The organism is Marinomonas sp. GJ51-14 (assembly GCF_055808695.1).
Genome location: NZ_CM147879.1, coordinates 3,294,693 through 3,320,386, shown reverse-complemented (window position 1 = coordinate 3,320,386; position 25,694 = coordinate 3,294,693). Strand labels below are relative to the sequence as shown.

Genomic DNA, 25,694 nt, shown 5'->3' with positions numbered 1-25,694 from the left:
GTTCGTTCTAGACATCATTCAGGTTAGTTTTGTATTTCTTCTTAAGCCAAAATGTTTTAGTTCATCAGGTGAGGGTTTGTTTTTATGGTTGGAATTATAGAGTCTTCAGTATGGTTGAAAAAAAGAAAATCTATTTTAAGGTATTGATGGTGATGTTTAAATAATGCGGGACGCCACTAACATCTAACATCTTCTACAGGAGGGTTAACACTTTAATTTTGAAGATGGGAATCCTTCCTCTAAAGAGAATTGCTGGTTTAATTAGGAGTGCTGTGTAGCGTTATTGTAGTCGTTATATTGAGATCGGAGGTATAGATAGATACTTTAAAAAGATAAAAAAACAGCCAGTGAAAGTAAATTCCACTGACTGCTCAAAGTAATATAACTACAATATCTAAAATTTACTACTTTAAGAGATTAGTAAATTAGGCAGAGTCATTGATATAGCTGGTATGAAAGTGACTAAAATTAGAGCCGCTAACATTGCTAGGTAGAAGGGCCAAATAGTTTTAACCGCTTTTTGAATGGTTACACCACCGACAACACAGCCTACAAATAGACAAGCACCGACCGGAGGAGTACAAAGTCCTAAACCTAAGTTCATCATCATCATGATACCAAAGTGCACTGGGTCCATACCAAACCCAACCGCAATTGGTAGGAAGATAGGTGTACAAATTAGAATCAGGGCTGCCATGTCCATGATCATCCCTAGACACAAAAGCAACAGGTTGAGCATGATTAAAATCATAATTGGATTATCAGAGATTGATGTGATGAAAGATGACATCACAGCAGGCACTTGATAAAACGCCAACATATAACCAAAGGCTGAGGCACAACCGATTAAGATCATCACCATACCCGTTGTTTTGATAGATCCGGTGACTGCGGCAATAAATCCTTTAAAATCCATTGTTCGATATACAAGAAAAGACACCAGCATGGCGTAAACTGCACCAATGGCTCCAGACTCTGTCACTGTGAAAATACCAGATAAAGTACCACCCACCACAATGACTGCAGTGATTAGACCTGGTACAGAAGCAAGGAAAGTTAAGGCCAATATTTTAAAGCCAACAAAAGGTTCAGTTGGGAATTTTTTCTTGATGGCAATCCAGCGAGCGACACATGCAAGTAATAAACACATCAATACGCCAGGTACGATACCTGCCATAAATAAACTTGAAATAGATATGCCGCCACCCGCAGCTACAACATATAAAATCATATTATGGCTAGGGGGAATAACGATACCTGCAATAGAAGAGGTAACAGTAACGTTAACAGCGAAGTCATCGTCGTAACCTTTCTCTTTCATTACAGGGATAAGTAATGAACCTAGCGCTGATATATCTGCTACAGCAGAGCCTGAAATACCACCAAATAACATACTTGAAAAAATATTTACTTGAGCAAGGCCACCACGCATCCAGCCTACAGAGGCTGCTGCAAAGCGAATTAAGCGAGCAGCAATACCACCATGTAGCATCAGTTCACCAGCGAAGATGAAAAAAGGCACCGCCAGTAAAGCAAAGGTAGACATGCCTGCCACAATACGTTGATAGCCGATCATTAGCGGCAAGCCTTCAAACATAAAAGCAGAAATTGCAGCAATGCCTAAAGCAAATGCAACCGGAACACCCATCACCATTACGAGGGCGAAAACACCGAGTAAAATAGCTAAGCCCATATTATGTATTCTCCTGGTTAATGGTATTAGGTCGTATCACCCGGTTTAACGATCGTACAATTCGATCGACTGAAAATATAAAGATCAAGGAACCAGAGATAATAACCGGGTAATAGCGATAAGCGGCGCTTATGTCTAATAAAGGAATTCTTTTTGATCCAGAAAATTGAATTAAATCGAATGCACTAATAGCCATTAATAGGCCAAAGGTGGCCATAATGATATCGGCTAAAAAGCCAATAAATACTTGCCCAGAAGAAGGTAATAGTTGAGTGAAGATATCCACACTTAAATGTGTTCTTTCATGTATGCCCACTGCAGCGGTTAAAAAACCGATAGTGATGACAAGTAATAAAGAGAGTTGTTCAACCCATGTTGGTGTGTCATTTAGGATGTAGCGTCCATAAACTAACCAAGCAAAGGTAAAAACGAGAACGAGCATGCCAATACCAGAAATAAAATTGACGAGTCGTTTAACGTAAACAAGGATAGTGTTGTAAATACGTAGGATATTTATGCTATTCATGATGTGCCTCAAAAAAAGCAGGAACATAAAGGTTTATGTTCCTGCTAGTTGTCACCTAGTCGATTTTTCGAATGTCTTCGATGTACGACGCTAAAATAGGTGTTGCTTTGATGGCTTTTTCGTATACAGGTCCCATTAAGTCAGCAAACGCTTTAGGGTCATTTACGTTGTTAAATTTCACGCCTGCTTTTTCAGCAAGATCACGACTAGCCTTTACACGTTTTGTCCAAAGCTCACGTTGCATAGCAACGCTTTTATCAGCTTCTTTTTGAACAATCACCTTGTCAGCATCCGATAGACTGTTCCATGCTTTTGTGCTCACACAAAGACACTCAGGAATAATAAGGTGATTAGACAAAGAGTAGTATTTAGCTACTTCATAATGATTTGATGATTCAAATGATGGCGGATTATTTTCCGCACCATCTACAACACCAGTTTTTAATGACTGGTAGACTTCACTATAGGCCATAGGGGTTGCGTTACCACCAAGCTCTGCAACCATGTCCACGTAGAGTTCGTTGTTCATTACGCGGAACTTCATACCATTAACATCACTTGGTTGTTTAATCGGTTTTGTGTTGTTGTAGAAAGAACGTGAACCTGCATCAAACCAGCCAATCGACATGATACCGGAAGGCGCCATATCTTTACTTAAGCGCTTACCAAAAGGTCCATCCATCACACGGTACATGTGATCTACATCTTTAAAAATGAAAGGTAAAGATACAATGTTGGTTTCAGGGATTTCAGTACCCATTGGCCCAAGACTAAAACCTGCAAACTGAATGGAGCCAATTTGCATCATTTGGATCGCATCACCTTGGCTTCCTAAAACACCGCCGTTATAAAGCGTGCCAGATACTCGACCGTCAGTAGCTTTATCAACATTTTGTATGAAGGATTCAAGTGCGTCAGAAATAGGGTAGTTTTGGGTGTGTATATTCCAGCCAGTCCAAGCGGAAAGCGCAGAACCTGAAAATACTAGTCCAGCAAGAGCTGCAGAAGCGATAAGAGTTTTTTTCATTATTTTTGTCCTCTTTTTTTATATTGTGCTTTTTTAAAAGCGTTTTTTATTATTGAGAGTTTTTTTACTATATCCAAAAAGGATTAGCAATAATGTTATTGTATTATTTTTCTTGAGCAAGAAATAAGGTACCTTGGATTAAGGTAAGAAGTGGAATAAATTATTGTAATATTATGTTAAGAAAAAGAAGAGACCTTTTCGTAAAATACGATTTCAGTGATTTTTTACAAAAAGGTTTCTTTGTATTATAGGTTATTTTTAAACCACTTCAGTTTCAGGTAGTCTGTGTTTGCCTGATTGCAAATGGTCCATAGAAGCAGCTTTCGCAGCAGCAGCATTTCCAGCCATAATTGCTTCATATATCAAGCGATGTTCATTCAAACACACGGCGCCATGCATTGACGAGTGTAAAATAAATGTCTTGAACATGGTTGTCAGAATATTTCCGAAAGGTAGATAAAAATCATTATTGGTAGAGTTAAATATCAACCGATGAAAACTTAAATCTACTTCTGCCCAAGCTTCTTGGTCAAAATTTTCTGTAACTTGAACCATTTTCTGAAAAATTTCAGAAAGCTCTATTCTTTGTTCTGCTGTAGCATGAACTGCCGCAAGAGCACATGCCTCTGGTTCTACAGCGCGTCTTAGCCCAAGAAACTGACTGCAAAAGACTTTTGAGTCACTTAAACCATCCATCCATTCAATCATTTGAGGGTCTAGAAAGTTCCAGTAAGCTCTATTAACAACTTTTGTGCCGATTTTTGGCCGTGATGCAAGTAATCCTTTTGAAGTTAGAAGCTTTATCGCTTCTCGTAGTGCTGTTCTGCTCACACCAAATTGTTCACAAAGGGTCATTTCATTTGGAACGATGGAACCTTGCTCTAGATCGCCAGACAGTATTCGACGGGCAATACTGCGAGCCACTTGCACATGTAAACTTCTAGAAGACATAGATATATTAGAAAAATTATTCATAATGTCCTTAACTTTGAGACTCAATAACGAGCATTAGTCGATCTCTGATTTCTATTTATTAGTAATCGATTAGCAGATTCTAACATAAGTGAATACAGTTTTTTTATAGTTTTAGTTTAACAATTGTAATACATAAATTGAGATTGCTGTTTTTTTATTCTTTTTAATGTCCAATAAAAGGATATTACTTTGAATTTAGGAGTTAAGAAAGGGGCTGTGATTGCTGATGTTTCTTTTAGAAATTGATTTGAAATGGAAGTATATTTATCGCTTAATAATGATATTGTAATACAATATAAGTGTAGTATTAAAAACATCTAACCTTACATAATTGACTGTAGTGTCTGTATTTATCGAAGGGCTGAGCATCTATTTTATCCCTTGTAAGGCCAGGTAGCATCTGTTTCTAGTTTAACTGCTAGTGCGTTGCTTGCAAAAAAGCCAAGACTGCTGTCTTGGCTTTTCATATTTTATTTAACAATTACTTTGGAAAAATGATAACTATCTAATTTTATTATTTTTTAAATTTCTTGATTTCACCACTTTTTAGACGAGCCATATAAGAAGCTAATTCTTTCTTAACAATAGGCATTAAGAAGTACAAAGCAGCAATGTTCACAACCGCCATGGCAAAAATAGCAGCATCAGAGAAGTCGATAACTGGACCTAAATTGGCTGCGGCACCAATGACGACAAATACACAGAAGATAATTTTAAATGTCATTTCTGCCTTTGGGGTTTCGCCAAATAAGTAGGTCCATGCTTTTAATCCATAGTAAGCCCAGCTGATCATGGTTGAGAATGCAAACAGTACAACAGCAACAACAAGTAAATATGGGAACCAACTAAGTGCTGAGCCAAAAGCTGCTGACGTTAATGCAACACCTGATGCACCGCCGACAGTCGCAATAGATCCACCTTCATTGAGAATGTAGAGACCTGTTTGAGCATCTGTCATTAACTGACCAGTGATGATGATAACAAGAGCGGTCATTGTACAGATCACAACAGTATCAATAAAAGGCTCTAATAAAGAAACTAAGCCTTCTGTAACCGGCTCATTTGTTTGGACTGCAGAGTGAGCAATAGCCGCAGAACCGACACCAGCTTCGTTAGAGAAGGCAGCACGTTTGAAGCCTTGAATAAGGGCACCGACAAGGCCGCCAGCAACACCAAGTCCAGTGAATGCACCTTCAAAAATTTGACCGAAGGCCCAACCAATTTTATCAGCATTAATCAATAAAATAACAAGGGCAGCACCTACGTATAAAACCCCCATAAGTGGCACAATTTTTTCTGTTACATTTGCAATGGATTTAATGCCACCAACAATGACAGCATAAACTATGACGGCAAAAACAATACCTGTGATCCAGCCAGGGTAATCGCCGATAACACCACTTAGTTGAGCATGAGCTTGGTTAGCTTGAAACATGTTGCCACCACCAAATGAACCCATGATGCAGAAAACGGCAAATAAAGCCGCTAAGAATTTCCCCCCAGGTAAGCCTTTCTCTGCAAAGCCTTTCGATATGTAATACATCGGGCCACCAGAAACACGGCCATCAGAATATTCATTTCGATACTTTACACCCAATGTACATTCAGTGAACTTTGATGCCATACCCAATAAGCCTGCTAGAATCATCCAGAATGTTGCACCTGCGCCACCTATACCAACGGCAACGGCAACCCCTGCAATGTTCCCTAAACCAACTGTGCCAGATAGTGCTGTGGTTAATGCTTGGAAGTGACTTACTTCACCAGCATCATTAGGGTTTGAGTAATCCCCTTTAACCAGTGCGATAGAGTGTCCTACACTACGAAATTGAATAAATCCGAAGTAAAGGGTAAAGACACTTGCGCCCACCACTAACCAAAGCACAATCCAAGGAAAAGTAGTGCCTGGGATTGGGGCGAAAATAAGATTAACAAACCAGCCCGTTGAAACGGCAAAAATACCGTTAACAATTTCGTCTATGCCTTCCGCTGCAAATACGGAAGGACTCAGAAGTAGAGCAACAAAGGTAAACAAATACGTGAATAACATGGTAAATCGTTTCATACAAAAACTCCTTAGCTCACAACGGTGACGGGGACACTAGCGCTCATTACCAAATTAGCGGTAACACTTCCAAAAACACGAGCGCTAAGCCCTTGTTCACTTGATCGTGCAACAATTATTTGTTCGGCATTTTTTTCTACTGCGAGAGAGTTTAATAAATGGGCAGCTTTACCATGCAAAACCTTACCTTCAGCGTTGATGCCATCTGCTTTCAAAGAGTCAAGGGCAGGTTGGATAACTCGTTCATTCGCTTTATTTAGCTCATCCTGTCGAAGTTTCTTACGATTTGCGTTTTCTTCTGCTGTTTGGAATGTATAAGGAGACCATTCAACAATGCAGACTAATTCAAGCGTACACTCTTTACCTATTAGAGTTGCAAGACGTTTTGCATAAGCTAGTGCTCTACTGGCCGCCTCACTTCCGTCTAATCCCACGATGATTTTTGCTGACATATTTACGTCCTCTTTATTTTTTTATAGTTAAATCAAAAAAACTTTTTACATTTTTAAGTAAGCTTCGTTCGTGTATTGAATTGGTCCTAACAGGTCGATTTAATGTATTTCATATCCTAGGTTTATTGTCATAAATAAAGTGCTGTGAAAAAATTAAATAGTACTTTTATTTTTTAAAAGGGGCGGGAAAGAATAAACAACATAAGAGCCCGTAATTATTAACAGTAGACTAATAGTGCTGGTTTTGTTCGGTAAAAAGCAGATTTATTTTTTGGAGGTATAAAAAAAGCCAACGATTATTTTACAGCGCTGGCTTTTCATTGATATTAGATTGCTCTTAATATTTTTTATTTAATGCGGTATTTGAATTGCTGTCGACACTAAAGATGGTCCACCGTTCATTTACTATTTGTTGTTGAGCATATACTTCAGCAACAACTCGACGGTTCTGAGCTCGGCCTTCTTCTGTAGCATTGCTATCAATAGGGCGTGCTTCGCCGTAACCAATACCTTTAACTCTATTAGGCTTGATTCTGAAACGATCTACTAGAACATCAGCAATTGCTGTTGCTCGTTTTTGTGATAATTCACGGTTTAGATCTTCAGAGCCTTTATCATCTGTGTGACCTTCAATTACGACTGTACTATTTGGATGATCTTGTAAAAAAATGGCTAGTTTTTCCAATTCAGGATAGAAACGAGGGGAAATATCAGCTTTACCTGAATTAAATAACACATTTAATTGAACGGATAATAATTTAGTTGTTTGGTTTGGACAGCCATTATTGTCAACGGCAGAGCCGCTTGGGGTATCAGGGCAAAGGTCGCGAGCAGCAATGACACCATCTCTATCTGTATCTGCAAGACCAGACTGGACATTTGATGAGTATAAACTTTCTGCGGCAATGGTAATGTGGCTAAAAGCTAATACCATTCCAATAATGCTCATTTTTCTAATTATACTTTTCATTATGTCGCACCATTTGTATAAATTGCTTCCGATTTATACATGTTAAGAGAAACCTATTCTTGTTACTACGGTCCTTTTGTAGCGTTGTTTTAAGGAAATAGAGTTTTGTAACGGAATGTATCTATCGATATTTGTCATTCCTTCTTGTATTACCAGTTACCTGTATTCTCCATGGATACCCATGGTTCTTCTTTTTCAAGTGAGTCGCCTTTTTGAAGTAACTCAATTGAAATGTTGTTAGGATCTTTAACAAAAGCCATATGGCCGTCACGAGGTGGACGTAAAATAGTGACGCCAATAGATTGAAGCTTCTCACAGGTTTTGTAGATATCATCCACTTCAAAAGCCAAGTGTCCAAATTGATCTCCACCTGAGTAACTGCGATCCCCCCAGTTATGAGTAAGCTCTACTTCTGGTGCGCCTTCTTCAGTAGCATAATAGATTAGGGTAAATTGACCTTTTTCACTGTCTTTACGTCTGGTTTCTATTAAACCTAAGCCCTGAGTATAAAAGTGATGGCTTTCTTCTGGTTTATCTGTTCTTAGCATGGCGTGTAAATATCGAATAGACATAACAAGTCCTTAATCTGCTTGAATTATATTTTTCTATTGTTGCAGTATCAGTATCACAATTCAAAGTAATCGATAAAAATTATTTATTTCTTCCTTTTTACTTACTCTTCCCAAACCCACCTTAGAGGGTCGCCAAAGTCATCATAGATGATTTTTTTCTTTGGTCTTTTTTTGGTAGGAGTAGGGGAAGAAGCTGATTTTTGATTTTTTCTTTGCTGAAGAGCGGCAACAACATGATTTAATGGTGTTCTGTCTTGCTTTGGTTCGTTAAAGCCGATGTGGCTCGTGTTATACTTTCCATCAACTAGACCAGATTCACCCATGTTAACCTGTTGGATTTCGCCTTTCGCCTTGATAAATTGATCTACCAAAGACTCAAGTTCTTTTCGTGTGTCTTTTTTTGTGGTCTTGGGTTTAATCATAGCGTTTCAGTTGAAGGGTATCCTGCTTGCAGTAATTGGCTTGGGAAATTGGTTGTAATTTATCCATATTAAACGTAAGAGGTGGCTGGTGTCTATTAGCAACTTAATTGTACATGAGATTCAAAAGAATGAAGGCGAGCGTAAAGCGATACTCATTGCACGTCCAAATGAAAATCCTGTAGATGGACAAGCGGAAGCGCTTTCTACTCAGGTGACCAATTTATTTAACCGCTCAGGTATGAATACAGGTCGTTTTGTTAATCCTCAAGGAAGTGAAGAGGGTGCACAATTACCTGCATTACTTTTTAAACATTTTAAAGATAATGACTTTGCTGATTTTGCCGGATTTACTAAAGATTGTGCTGCTGAATACTTAAAGTATCTTGAACCAGTGGAAGAGGCAGAAGGCGGGTTGTTATGGTTTAACCACTATGAGCTGCATGATACGCATTTTTTATACATAGTTATGTTGAAACGTAAAAAAGGTATCGGCCTTGGTGCAGATCTTAGTTTATCTCAAATTGAACAAATTGAGATGGAAAAACTACATATGGCTTTGCGTATTAATTTAACGGCTTGGCAAGGTGCTGATGAAGGACGTTATATTGCCTTTCGTTTTGGACGAGCGCCTAAATCTGAGAGTGAATATTTCACTCAGTTTATTGGTTGCGATGAGCCTAAAGCAGCAGCAAAAGAAACACGTAAATTGGTTGATTTGACCTCTGCATTTTGTCAATCCGAAGGATTTCCGTCAAAACAAGCAAATGAGTTCAAAAAAGTGGTCTCTGAGCATTGTCAGATAAAAGCTCAAGATCGTGAACCTTTGGCTATTAAAGAAATTGCTTCTGAGGTGGAATCACGGTTTTCAATAGAACAAGCGAATAAGTTTTTAGAAATCGCTGACTCAGATAGCTTTAAAATGGAGAAGGAAATCTTTGTTGAGAAAGCTGCTCTGAAAAAACTTACTCGTTTATCGGGCAGCTCAAGGGCATTAACTTTGAGTTTTAATAGTGATTTGCTTGGCGAGTCGGTTGAGTTTGATGCCGACACTGGCACATTGACAATTAAAGAACTGCCAAAAAGCTTATTGAAACAGCTGCAAGCTATATCTAACTAAATACTGGTTTGTAAAGGGGCTTTAAATACTAAAGCCCTAAAAAAACTTCTAGTTCCTGCATTGTTTTGAAACAAGCCGTTGCACCAGCTGCGGTTTGTGATACAGGATCGAATGCGCCGCTGTATGCTAAAACTCTCATTCCCGCTGCACAGCCAGCTCTTATGCCCGCTACAGAATCTTCAATCACTAAACAGTCTTTTGGATCAACCTTGAGAGCTTCTGCCGCTTTTAAGTAGATGTCTGGCGCTGGTTTTCCGTTTTTGACGTCTTCAACACAAAAGCGAGTGATGAATTTTTCAGACAGGCCAATTTTGTTAAGCTTCATGTTCATTTCTTTGCGGCGAGCATTTGTGGCCATCGCAATCGGCATAGTTATTTTGTCAAGCAGTTCACGTACACCATTAATCGGTTCTAAATGTTCATGAATAATAGCGTGGAATCGTTGTCTGTACTCTGAGTCAAAAGTTTCTGGTAAAGGTTTACCTAATAAATGTTCCGCGTTTTTAAGTGTTTCTTGATTAGTAAAACCTGTAAATTTTTCTAATAAGGTTTGTTCATCAATATCCAAGCCAATTTGATGTAGCATAGAAGTGAAGATTTCGTTGGAGATGGTTTCTGTGTCAACAATGACACCATCGCAATCAAATATAACAGCTTTGTAGGGGAAATTCATAAATAAGGTGGTTCGTTGTGAGTGAAGGAAGATCATAACGAATTGTAGTGCGGAGAAGAAAGGGAGGGAGTGTTATTATTTTTCTCCCCTTTAAAAATTCTTTCTATTATATAATTATGCCACTTGCATGGTTTTTATATTTTCAGAGTTAAGCTTGGCCAAGTTCTTGTTGGCGAATATTACTTTTCTTCATTGAAATAATGATTGATTTGAAAAAAGCAATAACAGCCTTTGCTCTGCGAATACGTTTTTGACGACGAGCATAATCTTCAGCCATAGTGTCAACGAAACCCCATTTTGCTAGTAATGCTTCGTATTGTTGTTGTGAATCCATAGTATTCTCCAGTGTTAATCGATTGAAATGTTGTTTTATTACAACAATTGCAATATTAGATAAGCTTGACCGATTGAACAAACGATCCTTTTTCACTCTAAAGGTTAGTTTTTTTCATCATTTAAATTTACTAAGGAAATAACCTTGTATCAACCGTTAGAGAGTTTTTCAAAACAATGGATTTTTAAGCGTAATGATCCAAGAATAGAACAAAAAGATTTAGAGAACATTCACCTTCTAAGTGAACAGAGAGCCAGTCAAATTTGGCTTTCCTATATTAGTGATGAACAAATTCACCCAGATCATTTTACTGATAGAGATTGGTTGAAAAAAACAACATCTCAACTGGAAGTCCCTAAAACACAATGGGAAAAAACATGGGACAGTGAAAATGAATCTTTACCAGAGGATGTTTTAGCGCATTTTTCTGCATGGGGTGAAGATACTATGGTGTTTTTCTGTTGTCATAATGAGTTGGTTTTTGAGCTGACATGGGGTGTTTTTAAGCGAACTTGGAAAGCATTTTTGTTTTTAGATAATGGTCCAGTTTTAGTGGGAAAAAAGAAAAAACAGGCGGCACAATTTCATTCTAATGGTTGGGTGAATTTATTATTAAGAGAGTCTTAAACTCTCTTAATAATCGGCTGCTTATTGATTCTGATTAGTTTTTCTATTTTGTAATTTACTTACAATGTTTTTTGGCCATTACTTCGTTTTCGACTTGCGAGGCAATGCTCATTAAATGCCTGGTAATAATGAAGTAGCTTTTGGCTAGCGGAGTTGTGGCCTAGTGAGTCCAGTAGCATGGCTGTTACTTCTGCGGTGGCGAACTGTATTTTATGATGGGAATGACGAACTAAAAATGAGCGTTGTGCCTCACTGCTTATTTCAAAATGGGGGATATCCTTTAGCCATTCACTCTGATGAAACATTTTACTTGCCTGTTTCCAGCTCCCATCTAAAATAATAAAAGTGTGCTTTTTATCGTTACCAATTACTTCGGAGAACTCAGCTCTTTGTTGTCTATTTTGAGCCTGAGCGGTTTCTGTATTGGGAAATAATAGAGTGTAATTATCTTGTTGGCTTTTGATCTGGTCAAGTAGGTCTTGTTGGGGTTCTGTTCTACTCCATAAATAAGCTTGAGTGTTATTAGGGAATAGGTCTGCAATGAGTCGACCGCTGTTGGTCGGTTTATGTATTTCATCCCTATGATAGAGTAAAATGAATTCGACTGGAGAATCGTTGCTTTCTTTTAAATGGCAAAAACAAGCAAATTCCGCCATTAAGCAATGGGGGCATCGAATAGCATTGGAGCCTCTTGCAATGAATGGTCTCATTGACTCCAATTTACATTGCTCCCTCAGTACATCAACGCAATGCTTTTTAGGTGTTAGTTTCATGTTTCCCATGCCCTATATTTAATTGTAATTATTATCCTAGTTTGCTTGATGGAAAACATCTTAATAATAACTAAATATTTAGAACTATTAACCAATGTGGCTTATATCTTGAATGTATTACGGATTGATTTGATGTAAATATGCAAATATAAAGGAATGAATTGAAATAGGGTTATTGTTTCTGTTCGTTAACATCAAGTCGCGATATGGTGTCAGCTATTCTTTTTTGTACTATGAGTTGTCTATGAGTCGTTATATCTCTCCAGTGCTATACGTTCTCCTTATGTTAGTAGGGTGCGTAGCTTTTATATCTATTGCTGGTGTCCGAGTTGGTATTTTTGAGCCTTTAACAGGCTTCTCTATGTTACGAAAAAGTGTATTTGCCTCTTTATTTTTGTCTTTCCTCACTATTTTATCATTAGGAGTTTGTCGCAAAGAGCAAAATATTGCGAGTCAACGCTTCTTTATTTTGGTATTGACCGTTTCTGTCGTTTACAGCTCCATGTGGATTGCTTTTTATGTTCAAAAAGCTGAATTGCCTAAAATTAACGACGTGACGACAGATACCGAAATGCCTCCAGCGTTTTTAAATGTCAATTTTGTGCGTAAGTCTAATGAAAACAGCCTTGCCTATAATTATGATTTTGCTGCTATTCAGCATAAGTATTATCAGGACATCAAACCTGTTTTTACGAAACTAAAGAAAGATGATGTCTACAAAGTGGTAAGTGAATTAGTTGAGAAGCGTGGATGGGAAGTGGTTGCAAAATACTCTCAAGCTGGGCTTTTAGAGGCGACAGCTCGAACGCCTATTTTTGGTTTTCGTGATGATGTCATTATTCGAGTAATGAAGATTGATGATCATACTGTTCGTATAGATATGCGTTCTTGTTCGAGAATAGGTAATGGTGATTATGGCTTGAATGCAGAACGTGTTGAGACTTTTATGACGGATTTATCTAAGCTATTAGTTCGTTCAACCATGCCTAAAGTTAATTCTGTTCGTTAATTTACTTCCTTCCTATTATTGAAAATACTCGTCATTGAAAAAAAGACAGGCTAGACTCTTTAAATATATTATTTAAGGAAGTGTAAAGGTGAGTCTTCGTCAACAAAAAAAAGCCAATACTCGATCAAAAATCAAAGCAATTGCTAAGCAGGCGTTCTTGTCTCAAGGCATCGAAGCAACCAGTACTCGTTATTTAAGTGATCAAGCTGGCATTGCTGTTGGTACGCTATTTGTTCACTTTCCAGATAAACTCTCTCTGGTAAAAGACATTTTTTTTGATGAAATGGATGCAGCATTACGTGCCGCAGCATTAGCTCAAAAAGCTTGCGCTTCTCCTATTGATTATTTGCTGCAGACTGCGCAAATGCTGTTTGAGTTCTATGATGCTTATGCTGAATTTACGCGACAAGTGTTGTTAGATAGTTTGGCAAACGGAGGTTTCCACACTAAGCAAATGGCGGTAATTTCAGATGGGATTAATAAACGCTTTAAACAGGTAGGTATAGACGATAAAACGGCCAGTATATTTACTGACAATATGATTGCTAATTACTGGTTTATATTACTAAGTAGTGTGCCTCAAGGCGTTTTGGGCGAAGCCTCAATTGAGCATTTAAAACGTTTAAATTTGCCTTTTGAAGTGTCTTATAAGAATGCTCTAAAAAACAAAGGTTAGTGTTATTGAAGCTCGTTTGCCTTTCTGTAAGGGCCTTGATAATCAAATAATCGTTCTGTTACTTGCCAATGTTGCTTTTGCTTTTTAGCAATAACAAAGTCAGGTGCAGGAAGATAAGGTAAAAATTTCTCGACTTCTTCCAGTGTATCAAATTGAATGGATTGGCTGCCATTTGCTATTCTTCTGCCAAACACATCATTAAAAGACTGTCGTGATTTTTTATAGTTAAATTGAAAGGTCTCAGATAGTGTTAAACCATCTTCATCGTGATATGTGATCTTAATACTTTTGTCTTTCCATGCTATTTCTGGAGTGATGTCGGAGCAGCGTAATACCTTGTTGTTCTTTAGGTTTAACGCACTTCTTAATAAATCATCAGGGTCGATGAGCTTTTCTGAACAGTGCTGGCATTGTCGGGCCGCGATGTCATTTTCTTCATTACAGAATGGGCAACGTTTAAAACGAAAACGATAAGTACATTGAATTTCTCCTTCTGGAGTGTCAATGAGTCCATGGCAGCGACGGCCAAAATGCTCAAGAATATTCCCTTCAGCGTCTTTTCTTCCCCAAAATGTATTGGCAAAATCACAGTCAGGACAATGGATCTGAACCGCCACGGAATCCTGGGTCGGTTTTCTTTCTCCAATTTCTGGTTGAAAGATGTTGTAACCGTTATTTGTGTAATCCAAAACCAAACAATCTTTTTTTCCAGGGCTTAGTCTCAACCCTCTACCGACAATTTGTTGAAACAAGCTAATAGATTGAGTCGGTCGTAAAATAGCAATCACATCTACATGAGGTGCATCAAACCCCGTGGTTAAAACAGAAACGTTAACAAGGTATTTAATCTCTTTGGCTTTGAATGCGTTGATTAAAGTGTCCCGTTGTTTGAGCTTTGTCTTTCCCGTAATTAAGGCAGTTTCATTGACAGGCAAATAACTGACGATTTCTTTGGCGTGATCTATGGTTGCGGCGAAAACCATGACGCCTTGTCGGTCTTGGCTGAGTTGCATTATTTGTTCGGTTACGGCTTTTGTAACACGAGCGTGTTTATGAATTAGTTCATTTAAAGCGATGTCGTCCGTGTTTTGCTCACCGTCTAAACTTTCTGTTAACAGACTAAAATCATAGTGTGCAACTGCCGCGTCATAATGAATGGGAGGCGTTAAATAGCCATTTTTTACCATGTGTTGAAGCGGTAATTCAAAGATACACTTTTTGAATAGGGTATTGGTGCATTGACGTGTGTAGCCATGATAATGATTTTGATAAATCCAACCGCTACCTAAACGGTAAGGAGTAGCGGTTAAGCCGAGGATTTTTATTTTAGGATTCAGCGTTCGAAAATGTTCCAATGTTTTGTTGTATTGTCCGCTGTCGTCCATTCCGACACGATGACATTCATCGATGATGATTAAACTAACGGCTTCTTGGAAATCATCTAGGTTTGCAGAAATGGATTGAATACTGGCAAACGTGGTTTTTTCAGAACTGTTTTTTTGACTTAAGCCTGCTGAGAATATACCCGCAGATGAACCCGTTGCGAGAAACTTGGCGTGGTTTTGTTCGACAAGCTCTTTTACATGAGCAAGACAAACAACACGACCTTTCGCTAATAGGCTTAATTCAGCAATAACAAGACTTTTGCCTGCGCCTGTAGGTAAAACAATCACGGCAGGGTCATCGCTACTACGAAAGTGAGTAAGAGATGCTTCCACCGCCTGAAGTTGATAGTCTCGTAATATGAATGGCTGAATCATAAGTATTGAAATCTTGGTGTGTTAGGTGAGTAGCTACAGTAATATAATGACCTTGGTAATTTTGCCCTTTTAAAAGTGATTAATCTATCTATGTCTGTCGACACTTGGTTAACAAAAAATCCTTATATTGAAAATTCTATTCCTGCTTTTACTCGCAAAGAGCCTTTTTCTAACGTATTAACGGATTTACAGACTAAGGGGTGGAGCGTACAGGATGATTTTTTCTCAGCTGATTTTACTCAAGCATTAATGGATGAAGTTGAAAACATTCAAAATGCTTACATGCAACAAGCAGGTGTTGGTAGGAAGCAAGATCATCAAGTGGCTCTTGATGCGCGTCGAGATTATATTCAATGGATTGATCCGGATAAACCAATCAAAAGAGACTTTCTCAAAATGATGGAGACGTTAAGAATCGCGTTGAATCGCCATTTGTTTTTGGGTTTGTTTGATTATGAAGCCCATTTTGCTCGTTATGAAAAAGGCGCGTTTTATGAAAAGCATATTGATGCTTTTAAAGGAGAAAGTAATCGTATCCTTTCCACTGTTTTATATTTAAATGAAGGCTGGCAAGACGGAGATGGTGGTGAGTTAGTTATTTATGATGAACACAAACCTGAAATAGAAGTTGGACGTTATTCACCAATCAAGGGGAGGTTAGCTATTTTCTTGAGCGAATGTTTTTATCATGAAGTACTTGTGGCTAAGCGAACCCGACACAGTGTGGCAGGTTGGTTCCGAGTTAATAACACCACAGGGAAAACGTTGGACCCAGATCAATAATGCTTTTGGGTTTTTAGTAATCCAGCTTGTTTTTTGTCAAAACAAGCTCGAAAATTACTCTATAAATCTCTATAATGCGTGCCTTGTTTAATTGCTCTGGTTTTACGTTCCAGATCGCATAGGAGATTACGTGTGTCTAAAGTCGTTGTTTGTGCCCTTTATAAATTTGTTGAGCTTCCTCATTTTGAATCCATCCGTGAACCACTTCAGAAAACATTAGAAGAGAATGGCATTCGCGGTACCTTATTGCTAGCAAGTGAAGGTATTAACGGAACAGTTGCCGGTTCTCGTGAAGGTGTTGATACTATGTTGGCTTGGTTGGCGAAGCAGCCTGGTTTGGACAGTATTGTGACAAAAGAGTCATACGATGAAGACATGCCTTTCTACCGTACAAAAGTTAAATTGAAAAAAGAAATTGTGACCATGGGGGTTGAGGGTATTGATCCGAAACGCGTGGTTGGAACCTATGTCAAACCGCAAGATTGGAATGATTTAATCTCTGATCCAGACGTCGTATTGGTTGACACCCGTAATGACTATGAAGTGCAAATAGGCACATTCAAAAATGCGGTGAACCCAAAAACAGAAACATTTCGTGAATTCCCCGCGTATGTAAAAGAAAACATGAATCCAGAAAAGCAAAAGAAAGTGGCCATGTTTTGTACTGGCGGCATCCGTTGCGAAAAATCCACTGCTTATATGTTAGAGCAAGGTTTCGAAGAGGTTTATCATCTTGAAGGCGGTATCTTGAAGTACCTAGAGGAAGTGCCAAAAGAAGAAACTATGTGGGAAGGTGAGTGTTTTGTCTTTGATAATCGTGTGTCTGTGAATCATGATTTAGAAAAAGGTGAATACGATCAATGTCATGCTTGTCGTATGCCAATCACAGAAGAAGAGAAACAAGACGAACGCTATATTCAAGGTGTAAGTTGTGTTCATTGTGCAGACAAGTTCACAGATGAACAGCGTCAGCGTTTTGTGGAGCGTGAACGCCAAGTTCAATTAGCTCGTTCTCGAGGTGAAGAGCATATTGGTGCAGAAGTTTCTGATGCGGTTGAAAAGCACCGTGCAGAAAAAGCATTAGAAAAAGAACGCCAACGGAAAATTCGTGAAAGTAATGTAGGTCAAACAAAACTAAGTTAATTGGGTGTATTTGGCTCGACATAGTTGAGCCAAATAATGCTGTAAATTCAAACTATTGATCTTTATAGCAAAGTTTTTGGCTATTTCTCTCAATACCAGCCATCCAGTGCACGAAGAGTGGTTTCGAAAGTGCTCCGACTACCGTACAATAAAAAATCGCTTTTTATCAGCCAGTATCCATCATGAGTTATCAAGTTTTAGCACGTAAATGGCGCCCACAGACTTTCCTTGAAATGGCTGGGCAAGATCATGTACTTCAAGCGTTGGTCAATGCATTGCGCCAACAGCGCTTACATCACGCCTATTTATTTACCGGAACTCGCGGTGTGGGTAAAACCACCATAGCGCGTATTTTTGCTAAATGTCTAAACTGTGAAACGAATGGGATTTCTCCTGAACCTTGTGGAACTTGTGATAGTTGTAGAGAAATTGTTGAAGGCCGTTTTGTCGATTTGATTGAAGTCGATGCCGCATCTCGTACCAAGGTTGAAGACACTCGTGAATTGCTCGAAAACGTTCAATACGCCCCGACTCGTGGTCGCTTCAAAGTCTATTTAATAGATGAAGTGCACATGTTGTCGACTCACTCTTTTAATGCGTTATTGAAAACTCTTGAAGAGCCACCCGCACACGTTAAATTCTTATTGGCGACGACAGACCCACAAAAACTTCCTGTTACTATTTTGTCTCGTTGTTTACAGTTTAACTTGAAAAATATGTCACCGCAGCGAGTGGTGGATTACTTACAAACCGTATTAAAAGCGGAACAAATTAATTTTGATCAGCCTGCTCTTTGGCAGATAGGCCAAGCTGCTAACGGCAGTATGCGAGATGCATTGAGTCTAACTGATCAGGCGATTGCATTTGGTAATGGCACGATTTCTGAATCCGGTGTAACCGCCATGTTGGGTTTGGTTAATCAAGCTCAAGTGTTAGATTTACTAGAAAGTGTGGCGTCGAAAAATGCCGCTGATGTATTGTCTCGTATCTCAAGTCTTGCAGATTATCAGCCTGATTTCAGTGCTATTTGTGGTAGTTTATTGGAATGTTTACATCGTATTGCTATCGAGCAACAAGTACCGGGAGCTTTAGTCGATCAACTTGGTGATCTGGTTCGCATACAAGGTATCGCCGCAAGTGTAAGTTCAGAAGAAATTCAAGTTATGTATCAGAGTTTATTGATAGGACGTCGAGATCTTCATCTTGCTCACTCTGCTCGTGCTGGCTTTGAAATGCTGATGCTAAGACTGATCGCGTTTCGTCCTACTCCGCCAATGGTTGTGAGTCATGATGCTCCACCTGTTATGACTGCTCCACAGGAGGTTACAGAAAAAAAACACCAATCCATGAGCCAGTAGCAGAAGCAGTAACGGTAAACAATGCTTCTGATAAGGATCAATTAGGGGTTAACCAGTCAGTCTCACCATTGCCTAAAGAAAACTTATCTGAAGAAAAACTGTCCGAAGAATTACAGGTAAAAACACAAGAGACCGAAATTAACCCTTCTTTACCTCAAGAGCGTCCACCTTGGGAAGAAACTTCTGAAACAGATGTAAAACCTGAAGTGAGTGTTGAATCTGAAATAAAAATAGATGATTCAACCTATGCTGAATTATCTGACGAAGGTGATACCCATTCTGGGTATATTGAACCTGAGATTGTGGTTGATGAAACCATTGAGTCAGAGAGTAAAACCGAACTAGAAGAAACTTCGTCTGATCGGCCTGAAACACCAGAAGCACCTCGTGAACATAAACCCTTTGTTGTTGCCGAATCTGAATTTTTAGATGATGGACAAGATGACGAAGACGATGACGATGACGATGATGAAGCGGAAGAGCGAGCAATAGCAGACGTAATCGATCCTTTTAATCCAGCCGCAGATTTAGTGAACGCATTAAGTGCTGACGCTGAAGAATTACCCGCTGAAGAAGAGAAAGAGCCAGACACACGATTGTCAAAAATCCCAGATACGATTGCTCAACCAGCTTTAGGTATGCCAATGCCAGAGCTTAATCATTATAACGAATTAACCATGAAGCATTGGTGGTTAGTTGCGCCACGCTTGTCCTTAACGGGCTTGGTGCAAAATATCTTAATGAATTCCAGCTTGGTTGATGCCAGCGATCAAGGTATTCGTTTAGAAGTTCCTTTGGAATACGGTCACATGTTGAACCAAATGCGCTATGAACAAATACAAGGTGCACTAGGTGACTTCTTCAATATGGCGGTACCACTTATAATAGATACCGTGGAAGACACCAACGGTGTTACTGCAGAAGAATTTGCAGCCAGCAAACGTGCTGAAGCCCTGCAGGTTGCAATTGAACATTTAAATTCACATCCAGTTGTACAAGCCTTATCGGCGACGATGGGCGCACAACTGGTTTATGATACTGTTAAAGTTAAAGCTTAATTGGAGAGCAAAGTTATGTTTAAAGGTGGTATGGGTAACATGATGCGCCAAGCGCAGCAGATGCAAGAAAACATGCAGAAAGCGCAAGAAGAAGTTGCCAATATGGAAGTTGAAGGTCAAGCCGGTGCTGGTCTTGTTAAGATCGTCATGACAGGTCGTCATGACGTTAAACGTGTTTCAATTGATGATTCTTTATTTGCCGATGATAAAGAAATGCTAGAAGACCTAATTGCAGCAGCAGTAAACGATGCAGTACGTAATATTGAAGTCGGTCAAAAAGAAAAAATGGAAGCAGCGACGGCGGGTATGTCTTTACCACCAGGCTTCAAAATGCCTTTCTAGGAGTTTGCTTTGTTTAGTCCCTTAATTAAAGAGTTGATGGAATCATTACGTTGCTTGCCAGGTGTTGGGCCAAGATCGGCTCAAAAAATGGCCTTGTACTTACTCGAGCGTGATCATCAAGGGGCTGATAGGCTGGCAAATGCACTGCGTGAAGCGCTCGACAAGGTCGGGCGTTGTTCAAGTTGTCGCACTCTGACTGAAGAGTCTGAGTGCCAGCTTTGCCAAGACCCAGAGCGTGATGCAAAACGTTTATGTATCGTAGAGACACCGGCAGACGTTGTTGCGATTGAATCCGCGGGTACATTTACTGGTCGCTATTTTGTTTTATTGGGGCATTTATCTCCGATTGATGGAATTGGCCCTGAAGAATTAGGCTTAGATCGTTTAGAAGCCTTGGTTCAGCACAATGATGTTGAAGAGGCGATTATTGCCACAAATTCAACAGTAGAGGGCGAGGCAACTTGTCACTACATTGCTGAAAAACTAAAAACACTGAACATCAATGTTAGTCGTATTGCCCATGGTGTTCCCATGGGTGGTGAGCTTGAATATGTTGATGGGAACACTCTGGCGTTAGCGTTAGAGGGACGGAAGACACTCTAAAATGAATGACCAAGATGAGCCTCTGAATATTATTTGGGTTGCAGACAATGAATCACTGATGAGTTGGTGTGATTACTGGGCGAAATTGCCTGTGATTGCTGTGGATACCGAATTTATTCGTCGCACAACCTACTTTCCTATTACTGGATTGATTCAGATTAGTGAAGGCGACAAAGCGGTTCTAATTGACCCACTTAATATTGATGAATGGGATCCGTTGCGAGCGCTCATGGTGAATCCTTCTGTAATGAAGGTATTCCATGCTTGTTCTGAAGATTTAGATGTTTTTGATTGTTTGTTAGGTGTTTTGCCAACACCATTTTATGATACTCAAATTGGTGAAGCGTATGCATCAGGCCAATGGTCTCTAAGTTACGTTAAGTTGATTTATGAGTATTTAAAAATCGAAGTGGCTAAAGATGAAACTCGATCTGATTGGATTCAACGACCATTAACCGATGCGCAAAAACGTTATGCGGCTTTGGATGTTGTTTATTTAGCGAAAGTATACCCTTTACAAATTGCTCGTTTGACTGAAAAAAACATGCTTGATTGGGTGTTAGAGGATTGTGAGTCCTTGAAGTGGCAATATCAAATGAACTCAGATCCAGAGCAAAATTGGGCTGGTGTTAAAACAGCTTGGCGTTTGTCTCCTGCGGGTTTGACTCTGCTTAGGTTGTTGTTTATCTGGCGTGATGAGCAGGCCCGTAAAGAAAATGTACCAAAAGGGCAAATATTAAAAGATCGTACTTTGTGGTCTTTGTCTAAAATTTTGCCTACTCACAATAAAGCTATTTCAGAAGCGGAAGAGTTAACTGGTCGACAACACCGTTTATACGGTGATGTGATTTTAGAAAAAGTCGCTTTAGTTAATGAATTATCCGACGATGAATACCAATTGCCACTGGAAATGCCACTGCCTTCACAAACGGGTGAATTGACTAAATCGATTAAATCCTTTGTTCGTGAGCGTTCCACTGCATTAAATATTGCACCAGAAGCCATGATGAAACGTAAATTGTTAGAGCCTTTGGTTCGATATTTATTTGATGGCACGGAAATCGATTGGACAAATCCAGCAATGACCGGGTGGCGACGTAATGCTATTGTTGATCCAGTGTTGGAAAAATTTAAAAAATCCTAGTTCGGTAAATAAGACTGAAACCAGAGTTTAAAAGATTTAATGCAGCGAAAAATCGCTTAGAGAAAATTATGAAACAGCACTTAATCGTAGAAGTATTTCGTTCTTCGAAGCATGATGGAATGTACTTATATGTAGAAAAAAGCATTGGTCTTAAAAAAATTCCAGAAGAGCTCATGGAGCGTTTTGGAAAAGGCATTAGTGCCATGACCATGTTGTTAACAAATGAAAGTAAATTAGCGAGAGCAACACCGGAGAGTGTGACGAAAGGCATTCGAGAAAAAGGTTTTTACTTGCAATTGCCACCAGCTAAAGATGAATACTTGTTAGATCTTTATAAAACACCGACACAAGCTGTTTATTAACTATGGCCCCTAAGAACTATGATTGCTAAGCGAACAGAGCCTTTTTGGAAAACCGTTCCATTGGAGCAAATGTCTCCAGTTGAATGGGAATCCATTTGTGACGGTTGTGGTAAATGTTGTTTACAAAAGTTGCAGGACGATGAAACAGAAGAGGTGTTTTATACGAATCTTTCATGTCATCAACTTAACCCGGTAACCTGTCAGTGCAAAGTATACAAAACTCGACAGACAGCGGTTCCAACCTGTATTACGTTAACACCAGATCAGATAGATGAATTTCATTGGTTACCAGATACTTGCAGTTATCGAGTGTTGCACGAGACCAAAGATTTACCGAATTGGCATCCGCTGGTGGTTGGAAACAATCAAGAAATGCTGCGTCAAGGATTAACTGTTCGACATTACGCAGTGAATGAGAATACAGTGGATGAAGAAGAATGGGACACCCATATTATAAAGTGGGTGCATGGTATGCCAGAGCCGTATGATGTAACTTAATCAAAAGCGGTCGCTAATGTCAGCAAAGTAGTTCAAGGAGTTCGCAAACGTGAAGTGGTTGAAAGTAAATACTGTGTTGTTGTTATCTGCCGTTTTATCCTTTTGGGTTCCGTTGAGTCAAGCAGACACCCAATTCCGCGTTATTGTGGATGCCTCTGGCAGTATGTTGATCAGTGATCCTGATAGACTCACTTCTGAGGCTCTACGCCTTATTTCCAACCTTGCACCGGAAGAACAAGCCACACTAGGCATCTGGTTGTTTGGTGAAGCCCCTCGTGTGTTATTGCCAGAAGCACCGGTGAACAAAGACACTAAAGCCAAACTTGCTAATTATATGAACAGCTATGTTACACAGGATGTAAAGACAGATTTAGAAGCCATTATTAAGGTGCTGCTAGAAACGCCGGATTCAGGTGATTTAGCGGAAGGTTTTGATCGACATTGGATTTTGGTTACCGATGGCATGGTTGACATCAGTTTGGATGAAGAAACGAACAAAGCATCACGCGATCGTATCTTGAACGGCTTAACTAATAAACTAGAAGAAAACGGCATTCATCTGCATACCATTTCAATGACGGGTTATACAGACAAAGAATTGCTTGAATCCCTTTCCCTTAGGACTAATGCTACCCATACTGAAGTAGCGATTCCAGAAGATTTACTAGCAACATTCGATCGTATTTTTGCGCAAGCATCACCATCCGATGAATTGCCTTTTGATGGTAATCGTTTTGTTGTGGATGATGCGATTGATGAACTCACCCTCGTCGTATTTCATGAAAATGGTATACAACCACATATTATCAAGCCAAATGGCAAAGTCTTGTCCTTGGTAGATAAAACCAGTGCAACCGTTTCGGCATCAGATCATTACACTTTGATAACCATCAGCAAACCTGATCCTGGTGAATGGCAAATCAATAACGTGGACCTTGAGCGCAGTAGTATTCGAGTCATTACTAATTTAAGTGCCCAGGCCACAACAATATCGCCAGTAGTCTTTGTAAATGAAATGATCTATTCCACAGTGGGACTATTTGAAAGAGATACGCAAATCAAAGACGATGAAGTTCTTGATTTACTGACGGTTAATCAAACCTTGGTGCGCCTTAATGGCGAGAAAAAAGAACCCATTTTTTCCCATGGAATGACTAAATCCAGTAGCGAGTTTAAACAACGTTTAGCTGGCATTACTGAACCGGGTAACTACGAATTAATCAGTTTGATTGATGGAAAAACTTTTTCACGTCAACTAAGTCAATATTTTACTGTTCATCCTGCTGTTGAGTTTTCTGGGGACGCACCAGGAGGTAATCTAATTGCGTTCTCTGCGAAACCTGTCAACTTAAAATTGAATGTTTTACGTTCAAATATGAAGCTTGAATTTACCTACAATAGTGGAGCCGTTGAAGTCGAAGACATGCCTCTTGTTGGACAAGGCTATTGGGAAAAGATTGTTCCAGTTGCCCCTAAAGACAATGTTAAGGTGCGAGCGAAACTAATTGGCGTAACACAGACAGGAATGCGTTTTGACTATTGGACTCCTTACTGGAGTTTTGCGAGAGAAGGTGATGGCGACGCTAAAGTTATCGTAGGCGAAGACGCTCCAGTCAGTCTCTTATTGACACCTGTTTCACCCTCTAATAATGATGTGATGCCAGTCTTAGTTCCGCCGGCTATTTCCATTGTTAATGAGTCGGAAGAAAGTGAAGAGGTCGTACCAGACCGTACTTTACCGTTTACCCCAGAGAAAACAACGAAACAGCAACAAGATGTGAACATGTCATCTACTGAGTGGATCATGTATGCCGCGCTAAATCTCGGTGCTCTCTTAGTAATAGGCGGTGGTATATTTTTGTACCGATTGTCGAAGAAAAATAAATCTGCAAAAGGTGATGACGTAAACGATGTGTGAGTTATTAGGCATGAGTGCAAATGTGCCAACGGATATTTGTTTCAGTTTCTCAGGCTTACGTGCTCGTGGTGGTCGAACAGGGCCACATAAGGACGGTTGGGGAATGGCCATGTACCGCGATGGCGACGTGTGGTCGATTCATGACCCAAGGCCCAGCGCTGATTCAGACATGGCAGAAATCATCAGCAGCACTTCATTAAAGTGCGACATTGTTATCAGTCATATCCGCCAAGCCAATGTTGGAGGAGTTTGTTTATTAAACACGCATCCCTTTAGCCGTTTGCTTTGGGGAAAGACTTGGTCATACGCTCACAACGGACAACTTGAAGACGCAATGGCTTTGCCAGTCTCTGTTCATCACCCGCTTGGCAGCACAGATTCAGAACGTGCTTTTTGCTGGATCATAGAGCAACTGCAATCGCGTTTTGGTGAAAATGAGCCTTCTCTAGAAGTGCTCTCCGGCGCTTTATCTGAACTGGCGTTGCAACTAAAAGCGCGTGGTGTCTTCAATATGATGCTGTCCGATGGCGACAAATTATATTGCTTCTGCACCACCAAACTTCATTGGATCACCCGCCGAGCACCCTTTAAAAAAGCGACTTTATCGGACGAAGACGTCATCATCGACTTCAAAGAAGTCACCACAGACAAAGACGTCGTCACCGTCATAGCGACGCAACCTCTAACTCAAGATGAAAAATGGCAGCAAATGGAAGAAGGGGAGCTTTGCGTCTTTGACGGCGGTGAAGTCGTCTGCCAGATTAAAGCGGAGCTTTGATTGTTTCCGTATATGTAGGGCAGATGAACGAAGTGT

At 39.6% G+C, this 25,694-nt stretch carries 26 protein-coding genes and 1 pseudogene; 14 read left to right on the top strand and 13 right to left on the bottom strand.

Features of this window, described 5'->3' with window-relative positions; genetic code table 11:
- Positions 1-409: 409 nt before the first annotated feature.
- The 9 genes from AC0L3Y_RS16045 to AC0L3Y_RS16005 all read right to left on the bottom strand — a co-directional run bounded on the left by AC0L3Y_RS16045 (position 410) and on the right by AC0L3Y_RS16005 (position 8,702).
- Positions 410-1,693 carry a TRAP transporter large permease gene (locus AC0L3Y_RS16045; protein ID WP_473466280.1) on the bottom strand — a complete coding sequence of 428 codons (1,284 nt, stop codon included), beginning with the start codon at positions 1,691-1,693 and terminating at the stop codon, positions 410-412.
- A gap of 1 nt (position 1,694) precedes the next feature.
- The gene (locus AC0L3Y_RS16040; RefSeq protein WP_473466277.1) at positions 1,695-2,219 is read right to left on the bottom strand and encodes a TRAP transporter small permease; all 525 of its coding nucleotides are present in this window, start codon (positions 2,217-2,219) and stop codon (positions 1,695-1,697) included.
- Between the two features lie 55 nt (positions 2,220-2,274).
- Positions 2,275-3,246 (bottom strand): TRAP transporter substrate-binding protein, encoded by a 972-nt coding sequence (locus tag AC0L3Y_RS16035; RefSeq protein ID WP_473466274.1) that lies wholly within the window; start codon positions 3,244-3,246, stop codon positions 2,275-2,277.
- A gap of 258 nt (positions 3,247-3,504) precedes the next feature.
- Positions 3,505-4,221 (bottom strand): FadR/GntR family transcriptional regulator, encoded by a 717-nt coding sequence (locus AC0L3Y_RS16030; RefSeq protein WP_473466271.1) that lies wholly within the window; start codon positions 4,219-4,221, stop codon positions 3,505-3,507.
- A 514-nt stretch (positions 4,222-4,735) separates the two neighbouring features.
- A complete protein-coding gene (locus tag AC0L3Y_RS16025; protein ID WP_473466266.1) occupies positions 4,736-6,286 on the bottom strand; it encodes an alanine/glycine:cation symporter family protein in 1,551 nt (516 codons plus the stop codon).
- A gap of 11 nt (positions 6,287-6,297) precedes the next feature.
- Positions 6,298-6,738 carry a universal stress protein gene (locus AC0L3Y_RS16020; RefSeq protein ID WP_473466263.1) on the bottom strand — a complete coding sequence of 147 codons (441 nt, stop codon included), beginning with the start codon at positions 6,736-6,738 and terminating at the stop codon, positions 6,298-6,300.
- 337 nt (positions 6,739-7,075) lie between these two features.
- Positions 7,076-7,708: an OmpA family protein gene (locus tag AC0L3Y_RS16015; protein ID WP_473466259.1), complete on the bottom strand. Its 633-nt coding sequence runs from the start codon at positions 7,706-7,708 to the stop codon at positions 7,076-7,078.
- A gap of 149 nt (positions 7,709-7,857) precedes the next feature.
- Positions 7,858-8,280 carry a VOC family protein gene (locus AC0L3Y_RS16010; protein WP_473466255.1) on the bottom strand — a complete coding sequence of 141 codons (423 nt, stop codon included), beginning with the start codon at positions 8,278-8,280 and terminating at the stop codon, positions 7,858-7,860.
- Between the two features lie 101 nt (positions 8,281-8,381).
- Positions 8,382-8,702, bottom strand: a complete 321-nt coding sequence (locus AC0L3Y_RS16005) for a hypothetical protein (protein ID WP_473466252.1) — start codon at positions 8,700-8,702, stop codon at positions 8,382-8,384.
- Between the two features lie 88 nt (positions 8,703-8,790).
- Between AC0L3Y_RS16005 and AC0L3Y_RS16000 the strand changes: the two genes are divergently transcribed.
- A complete protein-coding gene (locus AC0L3Y_RS16000; RefSeq protein WP_473466250.1) occupies positions 8,791-9,819 on the top strand; it encodes a nucleoid-associated protein in 1,029 nt (342 codons plus the stop codon).
- 28 nt (positions 9,820-9,847) lie between these two features.
- Here the strand turns inward: AC0L3Y_RS16000 and AC0L3Y_RS15995 are convergent, their stop codons facing one another.
- Positions 9,848-10,492 carry an HAD family hydrolase gene (locus tag AC0L3Y_RS15995; RefSeq protein ID WP_473466248.1) on the bottom strand — a complete coding sequence of 215 codons (645 nt, stop codon included), beginning with the start codon at positions 10,490-10,492 and terminating at the stop codon, positions 9,848-9,850.
- Between the two features lie 148 nt (positions 10,493-10,640).
- Complete coding sequence (locus tag AC0L3Y_RS15990) at positions 10,641-10,826, bottom strand: hypothetical protein (RefSeq protein WP_473466245.1); 186 nt, start codon at positions 10,824-10,826, stop codon at positions 10,641-10,643.
- Positions 10,827-10,970: 144 nt separating this feature from the next.
- Between AC0L3Y_RS15990 and AC0L3Y_RS15985 the strand changes: the two genes are divergently transcribed.
- Complete coding sequence (locus AC0L3Y_RS15985; RefSeq protein ID WP_473466242.1) at positions 10,971-11,453, top strand: DUF2947 family protein; 483 nt, start codon at positions 10,971-10,973, stop codon at positions 11,451-11,453.
- A 59-nt stretch (positions 11,454-11,512) separates the two neighbouring features.
- Here the strand turns inward: AC0L3Y_RS15985 and AC0L3Y_RS15980 are convergent, their stop codons facing one another.
- Complete coding sequence (locus tag AC0L3Y_RS15980) at positions 11,513-12,226, bottom strand: tRNA-uridine aminocarboxypropyltransferase (protein WP_473466238.1); 714 nt, start codon at positions 12,224-12,226, stop codon at positions 11,513-11,515.
- Positions 12,227-12,470: 244 nt separating this feature from the next.
- Between AC0L3Y_RS15980 and AC0L3Y_RS15975 the strand changes: the two genes are divergently transcribed.
- Complete coding sequence (locus tag AC0L3Y_RS15975) at positions 12,471-13,235, top strand: DUF1499 domain-containing protein (protein ID WP_473466235.1); 765 nt, start codon at positions 12,471-12,473, stop codon at positions 13,233-13,235.
- A gap of 88 nt (positions 13,236-13,323) precedes the next feature.
- Positions 13,324-13,911, top strand: a complete 588-nt coding sequence (locus AC0L3Y_RS15970) for a TetR/AcrR family transcriptional regulator (RefSeq protein WP_473466232.1) — start codon at positions 13,324-13,326, stop codon at positions 13,909-13,911.
- Positions 13,912-13,913: 2 nt separating this feature from the next.
- Here AC0L3Y_RS15970 and radD read toward each other — a convergent pair whose 3' ends face one another.
- The gene (gene radD, locus AC0L3Y_RS15965) at positions 13,914-15,671 is read right to left on the bottom strand and encodes a DNA repair helicase RadD (RefSeq protein ID WP_473466229.1); all 1,758 of its coding nucleotides are present in this window, start codon (positions 15,669-15,671) and stop codon (positions 13,914-13,916) included.
- Between the two features lie 90 nt (positions 15,672-15,761).
- Between radD and AC0L3Y_RS15960 the strand changes: the two genes are divergently transcribed.
- The 10 genes and pseudogenes from AC0L3Y_RS15960 (at position 15,762) to AC0L3Y_RS15915 (ending at position 25,658) form a co-directional block, all read left to right on the top strand.
- Positions 15,762-16,454, top strand: a complete 693-nt coding sequence (locus AC0L3Y_RS15960) for a 2OG-Fe(II) oxygenase (protein ID WP_473466223.1) — start codon at positions 15,762-15,764, stop codon at positions 16,452-16,454.
- Positions 16,455-16,586: 132 nt separating this feature from the next.
- Positions 16,587-17,597: an oxygen-dependent tRNA uridine(34) hydroxylase TrhO gene (gene trhO / locus AC0L3Y_RS15955; RefSeq protein ID WP_473466218.1), complete on the top strand. Its 1,011-nt coding sequence runs from the start codon at positions 16,587-16,589 to the stop codon at positions 17,595-17,597.
- A 182-nt stretch (positions 17,598-17,779) separates the two neighbouring features.
- Positions 17,780-20,013 (top strand): annotated as a pseudogene (dnaX, locus tag AC0L3Y_RS15950) (DNA polymerase III subunit gamma/tau).
- A 15-nt stretch (positions 20,014-20,028) separates the two neighbouring features.
- Complete coding sequence (locus AC0L3Y_RS15945; RefSeq protein WP_473466215.1) at positions 20,029-20,355, top strand: YbaB/EbfC family nucleoid-associated protein; 327 nt, start codon at positions 20,029-20,031, stop codon at positions 20,353-20,355.
- A 9-nt stretch (positions 20,356-20,364) separates the two neighbouring features.
- Entirely contained in the window at positions 20,365-20,958 is a 594-nt protein-coding gene (gene recR, locus AC0L3Y_RS15940; RefSeq protein ID WP_473466210.1) for a recombination mediator RecR, read from the top strand.
- A 1-nt stretch (position 20,959) separates the two neighbouring features.
- Positions 20,960-22,102, top strand: coding sequence for a ribonuclease D (rnd, locus tag AC0L3Y_RS15935; protein WP_473466206.1), 1,143 nt, complete (start codon positions 20,960-20,962; stop codon positions 22,100-22,102).
- 68 nt (positions 22,103-22,170) lie between these two features.
- The gene (locus tag AC0L3Y_RS15930) at positions 22,171-22,464 is read left to right on the top strand and encodes a YcgL domain-containing protein (protein ID WP_473466202.1); all 294 of its coding nucleotides are present in this window, start codon (positions 22,171-22,173) and stop codon (positions 22,462-22,464) included.
- Positions 22,465-22,482: 18 nt separating this feature from the next.
- On the top strand, positions 22,483-22,962 hold the full coding sequence (locus AC0L3Y_RS15925) for a YcgN family cysteine cluster protein (RefSeq protein WP_473466198.1): 480 nt from the start codon (positions 22,483-22,485) through the stop codon (positions 22,960-22,962).
- A gap of 49 nt (positions 22,963-23,011) precedes the next feature.
- Positions 23,012-24,880, top strand: a complete 1,869-nt coding sequence (locus AC0L3Y_RS15920) for a VWA domain-containing protein (RefSeq protein WP_473466195.1) — start codon at positions 23,012-23,014, stop codon at positions 24,878-24,880.
- Positions 24,873-25,658 (top strand): class II glutamine amidotransferase, encoded by a 786-nt coding sequence (locus tag AC0L3Y_RS15915; RefSeq protein ID WP_473466191.1) that lies wholly within the window; start codon positions 24,873-24,875, stop codon positions 25,656-25,658. The genes AC0L3Y_RS15920 and AC0L3Y_RS15915 overlap by 8 nt, the downstream gene beginning before the upstream one ends.
- Positions 25,659-25,694 lie beyond the last annotated feature (36 nt).

What these genes read in the sequence shown, in the direction of transcription:
- AC0L3Y_RS16045 (WP_473466280.1), bottom strand. Translation starts at nt 1,693, where the DNA reads ATGGGCTTAGCTATTTTACTCGGTGTTTTCGCCCTCGTAATGGTGATG.
- AC0L3Y_RS16040 (WP_473466277.1), bottom strand. Translation starts at nt 2,219, where the DNA reads ATGAATAGCATAAATATCCTACGTATTTACAACACTATCCTTGTTTAC.
- AC0L3Y_RS16035 (WP_473466274.1), bottom strand. Translation starts at nt 3,246, where the DNA reads ATGAAAAAAACTCTTATCGCTTCTGCAGCTCTTGCTGGACTAGTATTT.
- AC0L3Y_RS16030 (WP_473466271.1), bottom strand. Translation starts at nt 4,221, where the DNA reads ATGAATAATTTTTCTAATATATCTATGTCTTCTAGAAGTTTACATGTG.
- AC0L3Y_RS16025 (WP_473466266.1), bottom strand. Translation starts at nt 6,286, where the DNA reads ATGAAACGATTTACCATGTTATTCACGTATTTGTTTACCTTTGTTGCT.
- AC0L3Y_RS16020 (WP_473466263.1), bottom strand. Translation starts at nt 6,738, where the DNA reads ATGTCAGCAAAAATCATCGTGGGATTAGACGGAAGTGAGGCGGCCAGT.
- AC0L3Y_RS16015 (WP_473466259.1), bottom strand. Translation starts at nt 7,708, where the DNA reads ATGAAAAGTATAATTAGAAAAATGAGCATTATTGGAATGGTATTAGCT.
- AC0L3Y_RS16010 (WP_473466255.1), bottom strand. Translation starts at nt 8,280, where the DNA reads ATGTCTATTCGATATTTACACGCCATGCTAAGAACAGATAAACCAGAA.
- AC0L3Y_RS16005 (WP_473466252.1), bottom strand. Translation starts at nt 8,702, where the DNA reads ATGATTAAACCCAAGACCACAAAAAAAGACACACGAAAAGAACTTGAG.
- AC0L3Y_RS15995 (WP_473466248.1), bottom strand. Translation starts at nt 10,492, where the DNA reads ATGAATTTCCCCTACAAAGCTGTTATATTTGATTGCGATGGTGTCATT.
- AC0L3Y_RS15990 (WP_473466245.1), bottom strand. Translation starts at nt 10,826, where the DNA reads ATGGATTCACAACAACAATACGAAGCATTACTAGCAAAATGGGGTTTC.
- AC0L3Y_RS15980 (WP_473466238.1), bottom strand. Translation starts at nt 12,226, where the DNA reads ATGAAACTAACACCTAAAAAGCATTGCGTTGATGTACTGAGGGAGCAA.
- AC0L3Y_RS15975 (WP_473466235.1), top strand. Translation starts at nt 12,471, where the DNA reads ATGAGTCGTTATATCTCTCCAGTGCTATACGTTCTCCTTATGTTAGTA.
- radD (WP_473466229.1), bottom strand. Translation starts at nt 15,671, where the DNA reads ATGATTCAGCCATTCATATTACGAGACTATCAACTTCAGGCGGTGGAA.
- AC0L3Y_RS15960 (WP_473466223.1), top strand. Translation starts at nt 15,762, where the DNA reads ATGTCTGTCGACACTTGGTTAACAAAAAATCCTTATATTGAAAATTCT.
- AC0L3Y_RS15945 (WP_473466215.1), top strand. Translation starts at nt 20,029, where the DNA reads ATGTTTAAAGGTGGTATGGGTAACATGATGCGCCAAGCGCAGCAGATG.
- rnd (WP_473466206.1), top strand. Translation starts at nt 20,960, where the DNA reads ATGAATGACCAAGATGAGCCTCTGAATATTATTTGGGTTGCAGACAAT.
- AC0L3Y_RS15930 (WP_473466202.1), top strand. Translation starts at nt 22,171, where the DNA reads ATGAAACAGCACTTAATCGTAGAAGTATTTCGTTCTTCGAAGCATGAT.
- AC0L3Y_RS15925 (WP_473466198.1), top strand. Translation starts at nt 22,483, where the DNA reads ATGATTGCTAAGCGAACAGAGCCTTTTTGGAAAACCGTTCCATTGGAG.
- AC0L3Y_RS15915 (WP_473466191.1), top strand. Translation starts at nt 24,873, where the DNA reads ATGTGTGAGTTATTAGGCATGAGTGCAAATGTGCCAACGGATATTTGT.